Origin of the sequence: Streptomyces xiaopingdaonensis (assembly GCF_000262345.1) — a bacterium.
GTDB lineage: Bacteria > Actinomycetota > Actinomycetes > Streptomycetales > Streptomycetaceae > Streptomyces > Streptomyces xiaopingdaonensis.
In genome coordinates this window covers 16,473-32,677 of record NZ_AJTQ01000250.1, presented here as the reverse complement: position 1 = coordinate 32,677, position 16,205 = coordinate 16,473, and the positions used below count along the sequence as shown (strand labels likewise).

Below are 16,205 nucleotides of genomic sequence, written 5' to 3'. Positions count from 1 at the left end.
CCACCGCCGAAGCCGTCCTCGAACGCATGAAAACCCTCGACACCCGCGCCGGCGCCGTCCCCGCGGGTGCCCGAGCCGTTGCGGGGGTCAGGCAGTGACCGTCCTGCGCACCTCGATTCGCAGTTTCTTCGCGCACAAGGGACGGATGGCGCTGAGCGGCATCGCCGTGCTGCTCTCCGTGGCGTTCGTCTGCGGGACGCTCGTCTTCACCGACACGATGAACGCGACCTTCGACCGGATGTTCTCCTCGACGGCCGCCGACGTCACGGTCAAGCCCAAGGGCGAGTCCGCGCAGGAGGAGGCCCCGCGCACCGGCCGCCCCGAGACGATCCCCGCCGGCACGCTGGAGCGGGTGCGCGGGGTCGACGGCGTCCGCGACGCCGAGGGCTCGGTGTCCACCGCTGGGGTCACCGTCGTCGACGGCGAGAAGAACAACGTCGGCGCCGCCACGGGCGCCCCCACCATCGCGGGCAACTGGACGGGGAACGACGGCCGGACGATGGAGATCACCTCCGGTCACGCGCCCCGCGGCCCCACCCAGGTGATGGTCGACGCGGACACCGCCGAGAAGCACGACCTCGCGCTCGGGGACGAGCTGCGCACCCTCGGCGCCGTCGGCGACTTCTCCGCGCGGATCTCCGGGATCGCCACGTTCAAGGTGACCAACCCCGGCGCCGCCCTCGTCCTCTTCGACACCGAGACGGCGCAGAAGCGCCTCCTGGGCACGACGGACCGGTACACCTCGCTCTCCGTCTCCGCCGACGAGGGCTTCACCGACGGCCTGTTGAAGCGCAACGTGGCGACCGAGCTCGGCTCGGACGCGTTCCTCTACCAGACGCAGCAGGAGGCGGCGGACTCCGGCAGGGAGGAGATGGGCGCCTTCCTCGACGTGCTCAAGTACGCCATGCTCGGCTTCGCCGGGATCGCCCTGCTCGTCGGCGTCTTCCTGATCGTCAACACCTTCTCCATGCTCGTCGCGCAGCGCACGAGGGAGCTCGGCCTGATGCGGGCGCTCGGCTCCAGCCGGCGGCAGGTGAACCGCTCGGTGCTGGTGGAGGCGCTGCTGCTGGGCGCGGTCGGTTCGCTCCTCGGTGTCGGCGCGGGGGTCGGGCTCGCCGTCGGGATGATGAAGCTGATGGGCGCCGTCGGCATGAACCTCGACACCTCGGAGCTGACGGTCGCGTGGCGCACGCCGGTGGTCGGCCTGGCGCTCGGGATCGTGGTGACGCTCTTCGCCGCCTACCTCCCGGCGCGGCGGGCGGGCAAGGTCTCGCCGATGGCCGCGCTGCGGGACGCGGGCGCCCCCGCGGACCGCCGCGCCGGCACGGTCCGGGCGGTCCTCGGCGCGGTGCTCGCCTGCGCAGGGGGCGCATCCCTCTTCGCGGCGGCGCGCGCCGACGAGTCGGGCCCCGGCTCCGGACTCCTCGCGCTGGGCGTGCTGTTGACGCTCGTCGGCTTCGTCGCCGTGGGGCCCGTGCTCTCGGGGGTCTTCGTACGGCTGCTCTCCGCGCCGGTGGCGCGCCCGTTCGGGCACGTGGGGCGTCTCGCCGAGCGGAACGCGCTGCGCAACCCGCGCCGGACGGGCGCGACGGGCGCCGCGCTGATGATCGGGCTCGCGCTCGTCGCCGCGCTGTCGGTGGTGGGTTCCTCGATGGTCGCCTCGGCCTCCGAGCAGGTCGACAGGTCGGTCGGCGCGGACTTCATCGTCCAGTCCGACAACGGGCAGCCGATCACCCCGGCCGCCGAGCAGCGCGTCCGGCAGACCGAGGGCCTCTCGCACGTCTCGTCCTACCGCATGGTGCCGGCCTCGGTGGTCCCCGAGGACGGTTCGCGCACGAAGGACAGGCTCGTCGCCGCGGACCCGTCGTACGCGGAGGACCTCCGCAGGGAGACGGTCGAGGGCGAACTCGCCGACGCCTACGGGAAGAACGCGATGTCGGTCGGCGAGGTGTGGGCCAACGAGCACGGCGTCCACGCCGGCGACGTCGTCCGCGTCGACTTCGACCACGGGCGGACGGCGGAGCTGCGGGTCGCCGCGATCACCTCGGACGACACGAGCGTCGACAAGGGGGCGATGTACGTCTCCACGGCGACGGCGCGGGCCCATCTCCCGGCCGACCGGTTCCCGCTGAACATGGCCCTGTTCGGCTCGGCGGCGGACGGGCAGCAGGAGGCGGCGTACGCGGCGCTCAAGAAGAGCCTCGACGGCTACCCGCAGTACCAGGTGCGCGACCAGGCCGACTTCAAGGAGACCCTCCAGTCGCAGGTCGGCCAGATGCTCAACCTCGTCTACGGACTCCTCGCGCTCGCCGTCGTCGTCGCCGTTCTCGGCGTGGTCAACACGCTGGCGCTCTCCGTCGTCGAACGGACGAGGGAGATCGGACTGATGCGCGCCATCGGCCTCTCCCGGCGGCAGCTGCGCCGCATGATCCGCCTGGAGTCGGTGGTGATCGCGCTCTTCGGCGCCCTCCTCGGACTCGGCCTCGGGATGGCGTGGGGTGCGACGGCGCAGCAGCTCCTCGCGCTCGAAGGGCTCGACGTGCTGGAGATCCCCTGGGCGACGATCGGCGGCGTCTTCCTCGGCTCGGCGGTGGTCGGCCTCGTCGCGGCCCTGGTGCCGGCGTTCCGTGCGGGACGGATGAGCGTGCTGGGCGCGATCGCCACCGAGTGAGGCACCGGGCACGCTCGGTGGGGGACCGCGATCACGGGGGTATCGCGGTCCCCGACGCGTGCCCGCTCGCTCCGGCGTGGTCGTACTCTGGACACCCCGGCCCGCACCGCGCGCCGGGCCTGGCGTGCTGTCCGGCCGCGGGGAGCGCCAAGCGGCCTCCTCGCACACCGCGTACGCCCGGGCCCCTCGTCCACCAGCACCGACCCACCAGATCCCACCCGCAGGGAAGCCGCTCCATGAGTCTCACCGGATTGCTCGACGCCGTCGTACGGGACCCCGCTCTCGAAGAGGCCGTACAGGCGGCAGCCGACGGCAACCGGCACCACCTCGACCTCGTCGGTCCGCCGGCGGCCAGACCGTTCGCCGCCGCCGCACTCGCCCGCTCCGCGCAGCGGCCGCTGCTCGCCGTCACCGCGACGGGCCGCGAGGCCGAGGACCTGGCCGCGGCGCTGCGCTCGCTGCTGACGCCGGAGTCGGTGGTGGAGTTCCCGTCCTGGGAGACACTGCCCCACGAGCGGCTCTCGCCCCGCTCGGACACGGTCGGCCGGCGCCTCGCCGTGCTCCGCCGGCTCGCGCACCCCTCGGCCGACGACGAGAAGGGCGGGCCCGTCTCCGTCGTCGTCGCGCCGGTGCGGGCGGTGCTCCAGCCGCAGGTGCGGGGGCTGGGCGATCTCGTGCCCGTGGCGCTGCGGCAGGGGCAGGAGGCGGATCTGGAGGAGGTCGTCGACGGGCTGGCGGCGGCCGCGTACCACCGCGTGGAACTCGTCGAGAACCGCGGGGACTTCGCCGTGCGCGGCGGCATCCTCGACGTCTTCCCGCCGACCGAGGAGCACCCGGTGCGGGTGGAGTTCTGGGGCGACGAGGTCGAGGAGATCCGTTACTTCAAGGTCGCGGACCAGCGGTCGCTGGAGGTCGCCGAGCACGGCCTGTGGGCGCCGCCCTGCCGGGAGCTGCTGCTCACGCAGAGCGTCCGGGAGAGGGCGGCGGAGCTGGCGCTTGCCCATCCCGAACTCGCCGAGATGCTCGACAAGATCGCGGAGGGGATCGCCGTCGAGGGCATGGAGTCGCTCGCGCCCGTCCTCGTCGACGAGATGGAGCTGCTGCTCGACGTCCTCCCGGCCGGCAGCATGACGCTCGTCTGCGACCCGGAGCGGGTCCGCACGCGCGCCGCCGACCTCGTGGCGACGAGCCAGGAGTTCCTCCAGGCGTCCTGGTCGGCCACGGCGACCGGCGGCCGGGCGCCGATCGACGTCGGCGCCGCCTCGCTCCGCTCGCTCGCCGAAGTCCGGGAGCACGCCCGGGAGACGGGCATGATGTGGTGGTCGGTGAGCCAGTTCGCCGCCGACACCGAACTGGAGGACGAGCTCGACGGCGCCGACACCCTCACCCTCGGGATGCAGGCCCCCGAGACCTACCGCGGCGAGACGGCGCGTGCGCTCACCGACACCCGCCGCTGGCTGAGCGACGGCTGGCGGTGCGTCTACCTCACCGAGGGCCAGGGCCCCGCGTCGCGCACCGCCGAGGTCCTCGGCAACGAGGGCGTCCCCGCGCGCCTGCACCGCGGCGACGACGGCGGCCCCGCCGACCTCACCGAGATCACGCCGTCCGTGGTCCACGTCGCCTGCGGCTCCCTCGACCACGGCTTCCTCGCCCCCGAGTTGCAGCTCGCGGTGATCACCGAGACCGACCTGACGGGGCAGAAGGCCGCCGGCAGCCAGACGGCGAAGATGCCGGCGAGGCGGCGCAAGCAGATCGACCCGCTGACGCTCCAGTCCGGCGACTACATCGTCCACGAGCAGCACGGCGTGGGCAGGTACATCGAGATGGTGCAGCGCACGGTGCAGGGCGCCACCCGCGAGTACCTGGTCGTCGAGTACGCGCCGGCGAAGCGCGGGCAGCCGGGGGACCGCCTCTTCGTCCCCACCGACCAGTTGGAGCAGATCACCAAGTACGTCGGCGGCGAGCAGCCGTCCCTCCACCGGCTCGGCGGCGCCGACTGGACGAAGACGAAGGCCCGCGCCAAGAAGGCGGTCAAGGAGATCGCCGCCGACCTGATCAAGCTCTACTCGGCGCGGATGGCGGCGCCCGGCCACGCCTTCGGGCAGGACACCCCCTGGCAGCGGGAGCTGGAGGACGCCTTCCCCTACGCCGAGACGCCCGACCAGCTCACCACGATCTCCGAGGTGAAGCAGGACATGGAGAAGTCGGTCCCGATGGACCGGCTGATCTGCGGCGACGTCGGCTACGGCAAGACGGAGATCGCCGTGCGCGCCGCGTTCAAGGCGGTGCAGGACGGCAAGCAGGTCGCCGTGCTGGTGCCGACGACGCTGCTGGTGCAGCAGCACTTCGCCACCTTCGGCGAGCGGTACGGGCAGTTCCCCGTGAACGTGCGCGCGCTCTCGCGGTTCCAGTCGGACGCCGAGGCGCGCGCCGTCCTCGACGGGCTCCGCGAGGGCACCGTCGACGTGGTGATCGGCACGCACCGGCTCTTCTCCTCGGAGACGAAGTTCAAGGAGCTGGGCCTCGTCATCGTCGACGAGGAGCAGCGGTTCGGCGTCGAGCACAAGGAGCAGCTCAAGAAGCTCCGCGCCAACGTCGACGTGCTGACGATGTCGGCGACGCCGATCCCGCGGACCCTGGAAATGGCAGTCACCGGCATCCGCGAGATGTCGACGATCACGACGCCCCCGGAGGAGCGGCATCCGGTGCTCACCTTCGTCGGGCCGTACGAGGACCGGCAGATCGGCGCGGCGATCCGGCGCGAACTCCTGCGCGAGGGCCAGGTGTTCTACATCCACAACCGGGTGGAGTCGATCGACAAGGCCGCGGCGAGGCTGCGGCAGACCGTGCCGGAGGCGCGGGTCGCCACGGCGCACGGGCAGATGTCGGAGCAGGCGCTGGAGCAGGTCGTCGTCGACTTCTGGGAGAAGAAGTTCGACGTGCTCGTCTCCACGACGATCGTGGAGAACGGCATCGACGTCTCCAACGCCAACACGCTCATCGTCGAGCGCGGCGACAACTTCGGCCTCTCCCAACTCCACCAGCTCCGCGGCCGGGTGGGCCGCGCCCGCGAGCGCGGGTACGCGTACTTCCTCTACCCGCCGGAGAAGCCGCTCACCGAGACGGCGCACGAGCGCCTCGCGACGATCGCGCAGCACACCGAGATGGGCGCGGGCATGTACGTCGCGATGAAGGACCTGGAGATCCGCGGCGCGGGCAACCTTCTCGGCGGGGAGCAGTCGGGCCACATCGCGGGCGTCGGCTTCGACCTGTACGTGCGGATGGTCGGCGAGGCCGTCGCGGACTACCGGGCGGCGCTCGAAGAGGGCGGCGGCGAGACGGAGGAGCCGCCGCTGGAGGTGAAGATCGAGCTGCCCGTCGACGCGCACGTGCCGCACGACTACGCGCCGGGCGAGCGGCTGCGGCTCCAGGCGTACCGCTCGATCGCGGCGGCCAACTCGGAGGAGGACATCACGGCCGTCCGCGAGGAGCTCACCGACCGCTACGGGCCGCTGCCGGAGCCGGTGGAGAACCTGCTCCTCGTCGCGGGGTTGCGGATGCTGGCGCGGGGCTGCGGCGTCACCGACATCACGTTGCAGGGCAACAAGATCCGGTTCAGCCCCGTGGAGCTGCGCGAGTCGCAGGAGCTGCGGCTTCAGCGGCTCTACCCGGGGTCGATGGTGAAGACCGCCTCGCAGCAGGTCCTGGTGCCGCGGCCGAAGCCGGCCGGAATCGGCGGCAAGCCGTTGAGCGGGCGTGAACTCCTCGCGTGGACGGGGGAGTTCCTCAGCTCGGTCCTGGGGTCCTGACGGCGGGCGGGCGTTCGGCCCCGGGCGCGGGGAGCGGTGCGCCCGCGCGCCCGGGGCCGTCGGCCCTCACGTACAGCCAGGGCAGCCGCGGCTGCACCAGCGGACGCGTCACCCGCCGCACGGGCGGCGAGGCGAGCGCCGCGGAGAGCGCAACCACCAGGGCGATCAGGGCGAGTTGGCTCGGCCAGGTGCCCACCCAGTCGAGCCACCCCGCGGTGGTGAGCGCGCGCAGCACGGGCGGGTGGAGCAGGTAGAGGTAGAGGCCGCCCGCGCCGAGCGTGCTCAGGTACGGCAGCCTCCGCTTCGGGACGAGCCGGACGAAGGCGAGCGCGACGGCTGCGCCGCACCCGAGCACGCCGGCGCGTACCGCCCAGTCCCAGACCGGCGCCTCGGCCGTCTGCGCGTACGGGGCGCGCATCGCGAGCCAGGCGGAGTCGAGCCCCTCCCGGTACGCCCAGCAGCCGGCGGCGGCGACGGCGAGCACGGCGAGCGCGGTGCAGCGGGTCGCGGTGCCGTGCAGCAGCCGCTCCCCGAGGCCGTGCCGAAGCTTCCAGCCGAGGAGGAAGAACGGCAGGAAGGCGACGGTCCGCGCCGAGGAGAAGCTGCCGTCGAACCCGTCGAGGTGCCCGACGGCGAGCGCGCACCCCACCGAGAGCGCCGTCGGATGGCGCAGCATCGCGAGGTAGGGCAGCAGCATCCGCCAGACGAAGAGCGACAGCAGGAACCACAGTCCCCAGGCCGGCTCGTGGGTGAAGAACCGCACCTCTCCGTAGATCCAGTAGAGCTGCACGGTGTGGACGAGCCCGAGCAGCAGGTAGGGGAGGAGCACCGACTCGGTGAGCCGCCGCAGCTCCCTCGCGTCGAGCGGCCCCGCGTGCGAGAAGTAGCCGGCGACGAGGACGAAGACGGGGACCCGCATCGCCCAGGTGACGAGGTACAGCCACCGCAGCCCGTCGGCCTCGGCGAGGAGCGGTTCGACCGCGTGCCCCAGGACCACGAGCGTCCCGGAGAGGAAGCGCACGTTGTCCCAGTGCGGCTCGCGGCCGGCCTTCCGCGTCGTCTCCGCCATGCTGCCTGCTCCCGTCTCCCGTCCGCGCCCGTCGCCGGGACGTTAGGGGCGCGGGGTGTCCGCCCGGCGAGCGGCGGGTGAACCGGGGGTGCGTGCGGCGCTGACCGGGCTCGACGGGACGGGAGTCGGGGACCGGATGGGCTGTTGCGGCAGGTCGGAGCGGGTGTGTGCGCGAAAGGCCCTCTACCGCGCGCGTGTTCGCCGTCGCTAAGGTGATCGAATGCGCGCTACCGTGAGGGCCCTGACCTGTGACGATCACGCCTCCGTGCGCCGAGGGAGGGTTCCACGGGCAACGCGCCGGGCGGGCGCCGCGCTCTCCGCCGTGCTGGCCGCCGCCGTCCTCGCGGGCTGCGAGGGGACGGTGGGCTCAGCGGCGGAGGACCCGTCCGGTACCGCCTCCTCCTCTCCGGCCGCCTCGCCGCCGCCCGGGACCGGTCCTTCCTCGTCGCCCGCCTCCCCGCTCGCGTCGGGGAAGGGCGAGGGCACGAGTCCTCTGAAGAACCCCGACGGCACCGAGCCGGGGCTGGCGCGGCTCGTCTCGGCGCAGGACCGCGCCGCGGCCCGCCGGACGATAGACCGGGTGACGACGGACTCGCCCCGCACCCACGGGAGTTACCACAGGCACGCCTTCGGCTACGCCTGGAAGGACACGGTCGAGGGCGTCCCCCTCGGCGGCAACGGCTGCGACACCCGCAACGACGTCCTCGCACGCGACGGCCGCGAGCTCAGCTACCGCGCCGGCTCCGACTGCGTCGTCGAGTCGATGCGGCTCCACGACCCGTACACGGGCAAGGAGTTGAAGTGGCGCAAGGAGAAGGCGGCCGAGGTGCAGATAGACCACGTCGTACCCCTCTCCTACGCCTGGCGGTTCGGCGCCTCGGCCTGGTCGGACTCCCAGCGCCAGCGCCTCGCCAACGACCCGCTCAACCTCCTCCCCGTCGACGGCGGGACCAACGGCGGCAAGAGCGACTCGGGCCCGTCGGACTGGCTCCCGCCGAGTACGGAGATCCGCTGCTCGTACGCGACGCGGTTCGCGCAGGTGGCCCTCGCGTACCGGCTTCCGGTGTCGAAGGCCGACAAACGGACGATGCTGGAGCAGTGCGCGACGTGAAACCGCTCCGTGCGGCGGGGAGTTCGCCGCCCCTCCGCCGGTACGGCGCGAAGTGCCGGGCCAGCCCGACCACGGCGAGCAGCGCCACGAGCGCGCACACGCCCCACCACCCCGCGCTGTTGTGGAGGCGCGCCCCGAGCCAGGAGCCGGCGCTGCCCGCGAGGTAGGCGCACGTCATGTAGGCGGTGTTGAGCCTGCTGCGCGCGTCGGCCCGCAGTGCGTAGACCCGCGTCTTGTTGGCGACCATGCCGGACTGCATGGCGACGTCGAGGAGCAGCGTGCCGGCGACGAGCGCGGCCAGCCCGAGCGCACCGCCCTTGGCACCGGGCGCGAGCACCGCGGCGGAGCAGAGGACGGCGAGCAGGCAGACGAGGTTGACGGGCTCCGGGCCGTGGCGGTCCACGAGGCGCCCGGCGAGCGGCGTGCAGAGCATCGTCACGGCGCCGACGAGGGCGAGCAGCCCCACGGCCTCGGCGCCGAAGCCGTAGGCGGGGCCGGCGAGGAGGAGCGCGAGGCAGGTCCACACGGCGGAGAACGCGGCGAAGACCGTCGCCTGGTACAGGCAGGAGCGGCGCAACTCCGGCTCCGTGCGCAGCAGTCGCAGCGGCTCGGCGAGGAGCGCCGGGTACGGCAGGCGCGAGGGTGGGGCCGTCTCGGGAAGGGTGCGCGTCAGGACGGCGGCGAGCAGCAGGACCAGCACGGCCGCCGCGAGATAAGGGGCCCGCCAGCCGAGCCTTTCGCCGAGCGTCCCGCCGAAGGTGCGGGCGAGCAGCATGCCGCCGATCGAGCCGCTGAGCAGGGTGCCGAGCACCGCTCCGCGCCGCGCGGCCGGCACGAGCCCGGCCGCGAGCGGACCGACTAGCTGTGCGCCGACGGTCGTGAGCCCGGTGCAGGCTCCGGCGCCGGCGAGGAGGGCGAGGTTCGGCGCGCAGGCCGCCGCGAGCAGCCCCGCACCGGTGAGGACGAGCAGGACGACGAGGAGCGGACGGGAGCGCAGGCGGTCGCCGAGCGGTACGAGCAGGAACATCCCGGCCGCGTAGCCGCCTTGGGTGGCGACAACAGCGAAAGAAGCCCCGTCGGGCGAGGTGCCGAGGTCCGCGGCGATCAGCGGGACCAGCGCCTGCGGGAAGTAGAGGTTGCCGACGGCGACCGCGCAGGTGAGGGCGAGGAGCAGGGTTGTCGGGCGGTTCATGGGCGGGCCTTTGGCGCTGGATGGGGGGCGCACGCGCGGGCGTTCGCGGGGATGCCGGACCGCCGTGCGGCCGGGGCGGGCGCCGGGGGGTGCCCGGCGGGTTCCGCTGCGGCGCGTGGCCGATTCGGCTGCCGCGATGGCGAGTCGGGCGCTGCTTCGTGGTATGTCGCCCGGGTTCGCGGGCCGGCGCCGCCGCGGGTGCTGTCGTTGCCGGGCACGGGGAGGCGCGGGGCGCATCCCGCAACTGCCCGCCTGCGTGCGTCAGTTGTCGGTCGCATGCGCGGAAGTCCACGGCATCGACGGGCTCCGGCCAATCGATGTAGCGTCCGGCTTAATGATCAGCTTCGTGCTCGGCGTCGAGGACCTCGCCGACACGCGTTTCGCCCTCTCTCCCCTCCACGAGACCCTGCTCAGCCTCCGCGTCCTCCAGGACCCGGGGCTCTCGGCGCTCCACCTTCCGTGGCGCAGGTCCGTGCTCGGCAGACTCGGCGCGCTCGACACCGGGCTGCTGATGTCCCTCGTCGCGCGGCGGCGCACGATCCCCGACTTCCTCACCCCGCAACCCGCGAGCTTCGCACCGCACTTCGAGGACCAACTCGACGCCGTCCGCCGCACGTCCCCCGCGCGCGTCCGCCGCGATCTCGCGACGGCGCACGCACCGGACCCGCTCCCCGAGCCCCTGCGGGACGCCGTCGACGACGCGGACGTCGCCCGCCTCCGGGACGCCGTCTGCGACCTCCTGCTGGGGTACTGGCGGACGGCCGTCGCACCGCACTGGCCGCGGATGCGGCTGCTGCTGGAGACGGACATGACCCACCGCGCACGGCAACTGGCGACGGGCGGTCTCCGCCTGCTCTTCGCCGACATGCACCCGAACCTGCGCTGGCGGGACGGCGTCCTCCACATCGACGGGATGCTCGGCGACCACCGCGTCGACGCCTCGGGGCGCGGCCTGCTGCTCCTCCCGTCCGTCTTCGCGCACAAGCCGGCGCCGCCGGCCGGTCCCGAGGTGCAGCCCCGCCTCGTCTACCCGAGCCGGGGCGTGGCCACGCTCTGGGAGGAACCGCCGGTGGCCGAACCGGCGCAGCTCGCCTCGCTCCTCGGCCCGCCGAGGGCGCGGCTGCTTGCCCTCCTCGAAGAGCCGCTCGCCACGACGGAGCTCGCACGGCGCCTCCGGGTCACGCCGAGCGCCGTCTCCCAACACCTGCGCGTCCTCCACGGGACGGGGCTCGTCACCAGGGCACGCGAGGGCCGCCGCGTGCTCTACAAGCGCAGCAGCCTCGGCGACCTGTTGGCAGGCGCGGCCGTCGAAGCACCGTGAACCGCATGGTCGACGGCGGGCGCGGCGTCGGGAACGCTGGGGCTGTCCACACCCCAGAGGGAGGCCCACGTGTCAGACCGCCCCACCGCCGCCGGCGTCGCCGCGCCCGACACCCGTCTCGCCGACGACGCCACCCAGCTCGTCCGCGACACCGCGGACGAGCTGATCTACCACCACTCCCGCCGCGTCTACTTCTTCGGCGCGCTCCAGGGCCGCCGCCGCGGGCTGAGCTTCGATCCCGAACTCCTCTACGTCGGGGCGATGTTCCACGACCTCGGCCTCGCCGAGGAGCACCGGGCGAGCGGCCGCCGGTTCGAGGTCGACAGCGCCGACGAGGCGCGGCGGTTCCTCCAGGCACGCGGCGTGCCCGAGGACAGCGTCCGCCGCGTGTGGACGGCGATCGCGCTCCACACCACGCCGGGGGTGCCGCAGTACATGGAGCCCGAGGTGGCGCTCGTCACCGCGGGCGTCGAGTACGACGTGCTGGGGATCGGCTACCACGATCTCACCGAGGAGGAGCGGGACGAGGTCGTGGCGCTCCATCCGCGCCCCGACTTCAAGCGCCGCATCCTCGCCGCCTTCGCCGCCGGTATCCGCCCGAAGCCGGAGACGACCTTCGGCAACGTCAAGGCCGACGTCCTCGAACACTTCGTCCCGGGCTTCGAGCGGGGCGACTTCGTGCGGACGATCCAGGGCTCGCCCTGGCCGGAGTAGCGCCGACTACCGCCGCGCCTCGAGGAGTTGCAGCCCCGTCCGCGCCGCCTCGTGGAGGGTCTCGGCGACGCGGAGACCGAGGCGCTGCGGCTCGCCGGGCGCGTAGGCGCCGTCTGCGAGCAGGACGCAGGCGGCGCCGCTGCCGCTCGCCGCGTGGCCGTCGTCGAGCGCGTCCCCGACGAGGAGCACCTGCTCGGGCGGGAGCGAGGAGCCGCGCAGCCCGGTGAGGCGCGCGAGGTGTTCGCGGAGCGCTTCCGTCTTGCCGTCCGCGCGGCGGTGCTTCGGGGCTCCGTCGACGATCTGGAAGGAGTCGCGGAGGCCGTGCGCCTCGACGAGGCCGAGGAGTTCGTCGTGCTCCGTCATCGAGAGCAGGGAGTGGGTGACGCCCGAGTCGGCGAGCTCGGCGAGGAGCCCGCGGGTGCCGCGGCGGAGAGCGGCGCGGGCGAGGTTGTCGCGGTAGTGCCTGTGGTAGCCCTCGGCGAGGACTCGCCACTCGTCCTCGGAGGCGTCGCGCTCCAGGAGCCGCTCGTAGAAGGCGCGTACGGGGCGGGTGAAGCAGTCCCGGTAGCGCGCGTGGTCGACGGGGGCGCCACCGACCAACCGGCAGGCGTGGTCGGTGGCTTGGACGGTGATGTCCAGATCGTCGAGGAGGGTTCCGTTCCAGTCCCACACGATGTGTGCCGTGGCGCCCATCACCAGCTCCGCTCCCTGCCCGACTGCCGAGGTCCGCGGAAATCCTCCACCTGCGGCCGGCGTGGGGCAAACGCTTTGCGGCCGGCTCCGGGGGAGCCGGCCGCACGGGATCAGAGCGCGACGCCCCACTTCGCCGGCTCGGTGCCGAAGTCGACGAACTCGAGCCGCACGTCGAGGTCCTCGGCCTTCTCCGGGACGTCGAAGACGTAGGAGACGGTCGCCTCCTTGCCCGGCATCAGCCTCCCGTGGAAGCCGACACCTGTCTTCTCGTCGACGATCTGGCGGACGGCGCCGTCGTCGGTACGGGCGCTCACCTGGGCGCGGGAGGCGCTGAGGCGTTCGTCGCCGGTGTTCTCCAGCGTGACGTCGACCTTGCGCGGGGTGTGGCCCTTGGCGTGCCCCGACGCGTATTCGCCGAGCTCGTACGCCTCGGCCTTGGAGACGGTGGCCTTCAGGCCGTTCTGGTAGGTGGTGGTCTCGCCCTGCTTCAGCGGACGCTCGCCGGTGTCCGCCGCTGCGGCCTGTGCGGCGTCGGCCTTGTCGGCGCGGGGCCCTGAGCCCTCGGCGGACTCGTCGGAGCCGCAGGCGGCGAGGACACCGACGGCGAGGGTGCCGACGGTGGCAGCGGCCGCCAGCCGCCGCGTTCGGGGGAGGCGGGGACGGGACATGAGGGGCCTTTCGGTGGTGCGGGTCCGTGCTTCGGTGTGCGGGGCCGGTGCGTACCTCGGGCCTGGTGCACGGCGGTTAATCAGAACATCGGCTGTGAACCGAGTCAACAACGATCATGGTTTATGTGACGTACACCCTGTGTACGACTGGCGGCGGGCTGTTCGCTATGCTCGCCCGGCCGCTCGGCGAGCGAGCCGGTGAAGAGCAGACGTGTGGGGTGGGAAGGTGGCGCGCGACCCGCTGGTGACGGCGGCCGGGATCGCCCGGCTCGCCGGTGTCGGCCGCGCCGCTGTGAGCAACTGGCGGCGGCGCCACCCGCACTTCCCGCGGCCGGTCGGCGGGAGCGGGGCGAGCCCCTCGTTCTCCCTCGCCGAGGTGGAGAAGTGGCTCAGGGAGCAGGGGAAACTGGTCGAGCTCCCGCTCGTCGAACGCGTCTGGCACCGTCTGGAGGCCGACCCGCGAGGCGTCGCGGAGGCGCTCCTCGCCGCGGGCGAGGCGCTCAGGGACCACGCGGACTACGGGCCCGCGGCCGTCTCCGAGGCCGCCGGATGCCCCGGCCTCGGCGAGCTCGGCGCCGAAGGGCCCGCCGCCGCCTTCGAGTTGCTCGCCGGCCGCCACCTCGACGCCAACACCCGCGAGCACACCCGCACTCCGGAGCCCGTCGCCGCGCTGATGGCGGCGCTGGCGGGCGAACCCCGGAGCGTCCTCGACCCCGCCTGCGGCGCCGGCGGCCTCCTCGCGGCCGCAGCCGCGGACGGCCGCGTCCCCGCCCTCCACGGCACGGACTCCGACGCCGTCCTCGCGCGCCTGGCCGACCTGCGCCTGGCGCTCCGCCGTCCCGAAGGCGCCGCCATACGCAGCGCGGACGCACTGCGCACCGACCCCGGGACGGAGCGGCCCGTCGAGGCCGTCCTCTGCCATCCGCCCTTCAACCAGCGCCACTGGGGCCACCGCGACCTCGTGCACGACCCGCGCTGGGAGTACGGCGTCCCCGCGCGCACCGACTCCGAACTCGCCTGGGTGCAGCACGCGTTGGCCCGGCTGCGTCCCGGCGGCACCGCCGTGCTGCTGATGCCGCCGGCCGCGGCCTCCCGGCGCACGGGCCGCCGTATCCGCGCCGCGCTTCTGCGCCGGGGCGCGCTCCGCGCCGTCGTCGCGCTGCCGGCGGGGAGCGCGCCGCCCCACCACCTTCCGCTCCACCTCTGGGTGCTGCGCCGTCCCGCGGCCGAGCCGCCGGCCGACCCGCGCCTCCTCCTCGTCGACGCCGCGTCGCAGGAGGAGTGGAGCGGCGTCACGGAGCAAACGCTCGCGGCCTGGCGCGCCTTCAACAGCCGCGGTACGGCGGCCGAGCAGCCCGAGGTGTGGCGCGTCCTCCCGGTCCTCCAACTCCTCGACGACGACGTCGACCTCGTCCCTGCCCGCCACCTCGCGCGCGGCCCCGGCGGCGACTCCGCCTCCCTCGCGGCCGTCCGCGGGGAGTTCGACGCCGCCGCGCGGAACGCGCTCCGCCTGGCGCCGGCGCCGGGAGCGCGGGACGCGGGCTCCCCGCCGCCCGCGGCGACCGTCGGCGAGCTGCTGCGGACGGGCGCGCTGGCGATGCTGTCCGCCGACGCGGAGCCGGAGGCCGGGGACGTCGCGGTGCCGCTGCACCCGTCGGACGGGGGCGCCCCTGCGTACGTCGTGGACGGCGCGCGCGCCGAAGCGGAAGACGCAACGGAACCTGGCGCGTGGGCCGTTCTGCGCGTCGACCCGCAGGTGCTCGACGCCTGGTTCGTCGCCGGTTGCCTCGGCTCCTCGGCCAACACGCGGCTCGCGTCCGGCCATGGCGCCCGCACGAGGCTCGACGTCCGGCGGCTCCGCGTACCCCGGATGTCCCTCGCCGAGCAGCAGCGTCTCGGGCACGAGCTGCGGCGGCTCGCCGAGTTCAGGAGGGCGCTGCACCGTGCGGGGGCGCTCGGCCTGCGGTACGCGCAGGGGGTGTGCGACGGCCTCGTCGACGGCAGCCTCCAGCCGCGGCGCGAGCCGCAAGCGGAACCTCCTGCGGAGGGCCGGGAGTAGGGCCGGTGCCGGGCCGCGCCCGGTGCTCGGTACCGCGAACCGGCTTGCTCGTTGGGCGGTTTGGTGTCGAATCAGTGGTCAGGACCACAGCGACTACCTACCATCGATCATCGCCAGGCCGTGCACGCCGACACGGCCCCCGCCGCCCTCTGGAGGCCCCATGGAACGCCGTCGCCGCAGGTCCGTGCTGTCCCTGTGCTCCGCAGCCGCACTCGTCACCGCCGTGCCCCTGCTCAGCGCCTGCGGCCAGGACACGCACCCGGGCGCCGCGGCCGTCGTCGACGGCAGCCGGATCAGTGAATCGCAGCTCCAGTCCAAGGTGGGCGAGGTGCGGAAGGCGCAGCGCGCGGCCCCGCAGGGCGAGCAGATGATCAAGCAGACGGGACGCCTGACCAAGGCGACCCTCGACGGGATGATCCGCGAGCGGATCGTCGCGCACGCGGCCGAGGAGGCCGGCATCCACGTCAGCAGGCGCCAACTCCAGGAGGAGCGCCGGGCCTTCGAGCGTCAGGCGGGCGGCGCGAAGCGCCTCGAGCAGGCGCTGCTCCAGCAGCAGGCGATCGCCCCCGGCGAGATCGACTCGCAGCTCAGGATGCAGCTCCGGATCGACCGGATCGCGCAGCGCGAGGGGATCGACCCGCGTACGCCGCAGGGGAACGCGGAGCTGACGCGCAAGCTTCAGGGGGTGTCGAAGGCGCTGTCGATCGACGTCAACCCCAGGTACGGCGAGTGGGACCAGCGCAAGACGGCGCTGGGCGAGGCGCGTTCGCCGTGGCTCCGCGACCTCTCGGGGCGCGAGGCCGACCGGGAGCAGCAGCGCCCGATGTGACCGGGGCGAACGGGGCTCGCGGCGCTGTCCGCGGGTCCCGCCCCCGGGTGCCGGCCGCGCTCGGTTGGG

10 protein-coding genes and 1 pseudogene are annotated in these 16,205 nt (G+C 73.9%); 7 read left to right on the top strand and 4 right to left on the bottom strand.

The window, feature by feature from the left end:
* Positions 1-94: 94 nt before the first annotated feature.
* Positions 95-2,671: an ABC transporter permease gene (locus UWG_RS0119815; protein ID WP_016908946.1), complete on the top strand. Its 2,577-nt coding sequence runs from the start codon at positions 95-97 to the stop codon at positions 2,669-2,671.
* A gap of 236 nt (positions 2,672-2,907) precedes the next feature.
* Positions 2,908-6,480 carry a transcription-repair coupling factor gene (mfd, locus tag UWG_RS0119810; RefSeq protein WP_016908945.1) on the top strand — a complete coding sequence of 1,191 codons (3,573 nt, stop codon included), beginning with the start codon at positions 2,908-2,910 and terminating at the stop codon, positions 6,478-6,480.
* Here the strand turns inward: mfd and UWG_RS0119805 are convergent.
* Positions 6,458-7,549: an acyltransferase family protein gene (locus UWG_RS0119805; RefSeq protein WP_016908944.1), complete on the bottom strand. Its 1,092-nt coding sequence runs from the start codon at positions 7,547-7,549 to the stop codon at positions 6,458-6,460. The two genes, mfd and UWG_RS0119805, sit on opposite strands and share 23 nt — an antisense overlap.
* Before the next feature lie 220 nt (positions 7,550-7,769).
* Here UWG_RS0119805 and UWG_RS33780 point away from each other — a divergent pair.
* A pseudogene (locus UWG_RS33780) lies at positions 7,770-8,585 on the top strand (HNH endonuclease family protein); the annotation flags it as partial.
* Here UWG_RS33780 and UWG_RS30540 read toward each other — a convergent pair.
* The gene (locus UWG_RS30540) at positions 8,473-9,852 is read right to left on the bottom strand and encodes an MFS transporter (RefSeq protein WP_016908942.1); all 1,380 of its coding nucleotides are present in this window, start codon (positions 9,850-9,852) and stop codon (positions 8,473-8,475) included. The pseudogene UWG_RS33780 and the gene UWG_RS30540 sit on opposite strands and share 113 nt — an antisense overlap.
* A gap of 334 nt (positions 9,853-10,186) precedes the next feature.
* Here UWG_RS30540 and UWG_RS0119790 point away from each other — a divergent pair, with 334 nt between their 5' ends.
* On the top strand, positions 10,187-11,173 hold the full coding sequence (locus tag UWG_RS0119790; protein ID WP_016908941.1) for an ArsR family transcriptional regulator: 987 nt from the start codon (positions 10,187-10,189) through the stop codon (positions 11,171-11,173).
* A 69-nt stretch (positions 11,174-11,242) separates the two neighbouring features.
* Positions 11,243-11,887, top strand: a complete 645-nt coding sequence (locus UWG_RS0119785; RefSeq protein ID WP_016908940.1) for an HD domain-containing protein — start codon at positions 11,243-11,245, stop codon at positions 11,885-11,887.
* A gap of 6 nt (positions 11,888-11,893) precedes the next feature.
* Here UWG_RS0119785 and UWG_RS0119780 read toward each other — a convergent pair whose 3' ends face one another.
* A complete protein-coding gene (locus tag UWG_RS0119780) occupies positions 11,894-12,580 on the bottom strand; it encodes an HAD family hydrolase (protein WP_016908939.1) in 687 nt (228 codons plus the stop codon).
* A 110-nt stretch (positions 12,581-12,690) separates the two neighbouring features.
* Entirely contained in the window at positions 12,691-13,248 is a 558-nt protein-coding gene (locus tag UWG_RS0119775; protein ID WP_016908938.1) for a DUF4352 domain-containing protein, read from the bottom strand.
* A 226-nt stretch (positions 13,249-13,474) separates the two neighbouring features.
* Here UWG_RS0119775 and UWG_RS0119770 point away from each other — a divergent pair, with 226 nt between their 5' ends.
* Both UWG_RS0119770 and UWG_RS0119765 read left to right on the top strand, forming a co-directional pair.
* Entirely contained in the window at positions 13,475-15,307 is a 1,833-nt protein-coding gene (locus UWG_RS0119770) for an N-6 DNA methylase (RefSeq protein ID WP_016908937.1), read from the top strand.
* A gap of 160 nt (positions 15,308-15,467) precedes the next feature.
* A complete protein-coding gene (locus tag UWG_RS0119765) occupies positions 15,468-16,136 on the top strand; it encodes a SurA N-terminal domain-containing protein (protein WP_016908936.1) in 669 nt (222 codons plus the stop codon).
* Positions 16,137-16,205 lie beyond the last annotated feature (69 nt).

Coding starts and splice junctions, on each gene's coding strand:
- mfd (WP_016908945.1), top strand. CDS start 2,908: ATGAGTCTCACCGGATTGCTCGACGCCGTCGTACGGGACCCCGCTCTC.
- UWG_RS0119805 (WP_016908944.1), bottom strand. CDS start 7,549: ATGGCGGAGACGACGCGGAAGGCCGGCCGCGAGCCGCACTGGGACAAC.
- UWG_RS30540 (WP_016908942.1), bottom strand. CDS start 9,852: ATGAACCGCCCGACAACCCTGCTCCTCGCCCTCACCTGCGCGGTCGCC.
- UWG_RS0119790 (WP_016908941.1), top strand. CDS start 10,187: ATGATCAGCTTCGTGCTCGGCGTCGAGGACCTCGCCGACACGCGTTTC.
- UWG_RS0119780 (WP_016908939.1), bottom strand. CDS start 12,580: ATGGGCGCCACGGCACACATCGTGTGGGACTGGAACGGAACCCTCCTC.
- UWG_RS0119775 (WP_016908938.1), bottom strand. CDS start 13,248: ATGTCCCGTCCCCGCCTCCCCCGAACGCGGCGGCTGGCGGCCGCTGCC.
- UWG_RS0119765 (WP_016908936.1), top strand. CDS start 15,468: ATGGAACGCCGTCGCCGCAGGTCCGTGCTGTCCCTGTGCTCCGCAGCC.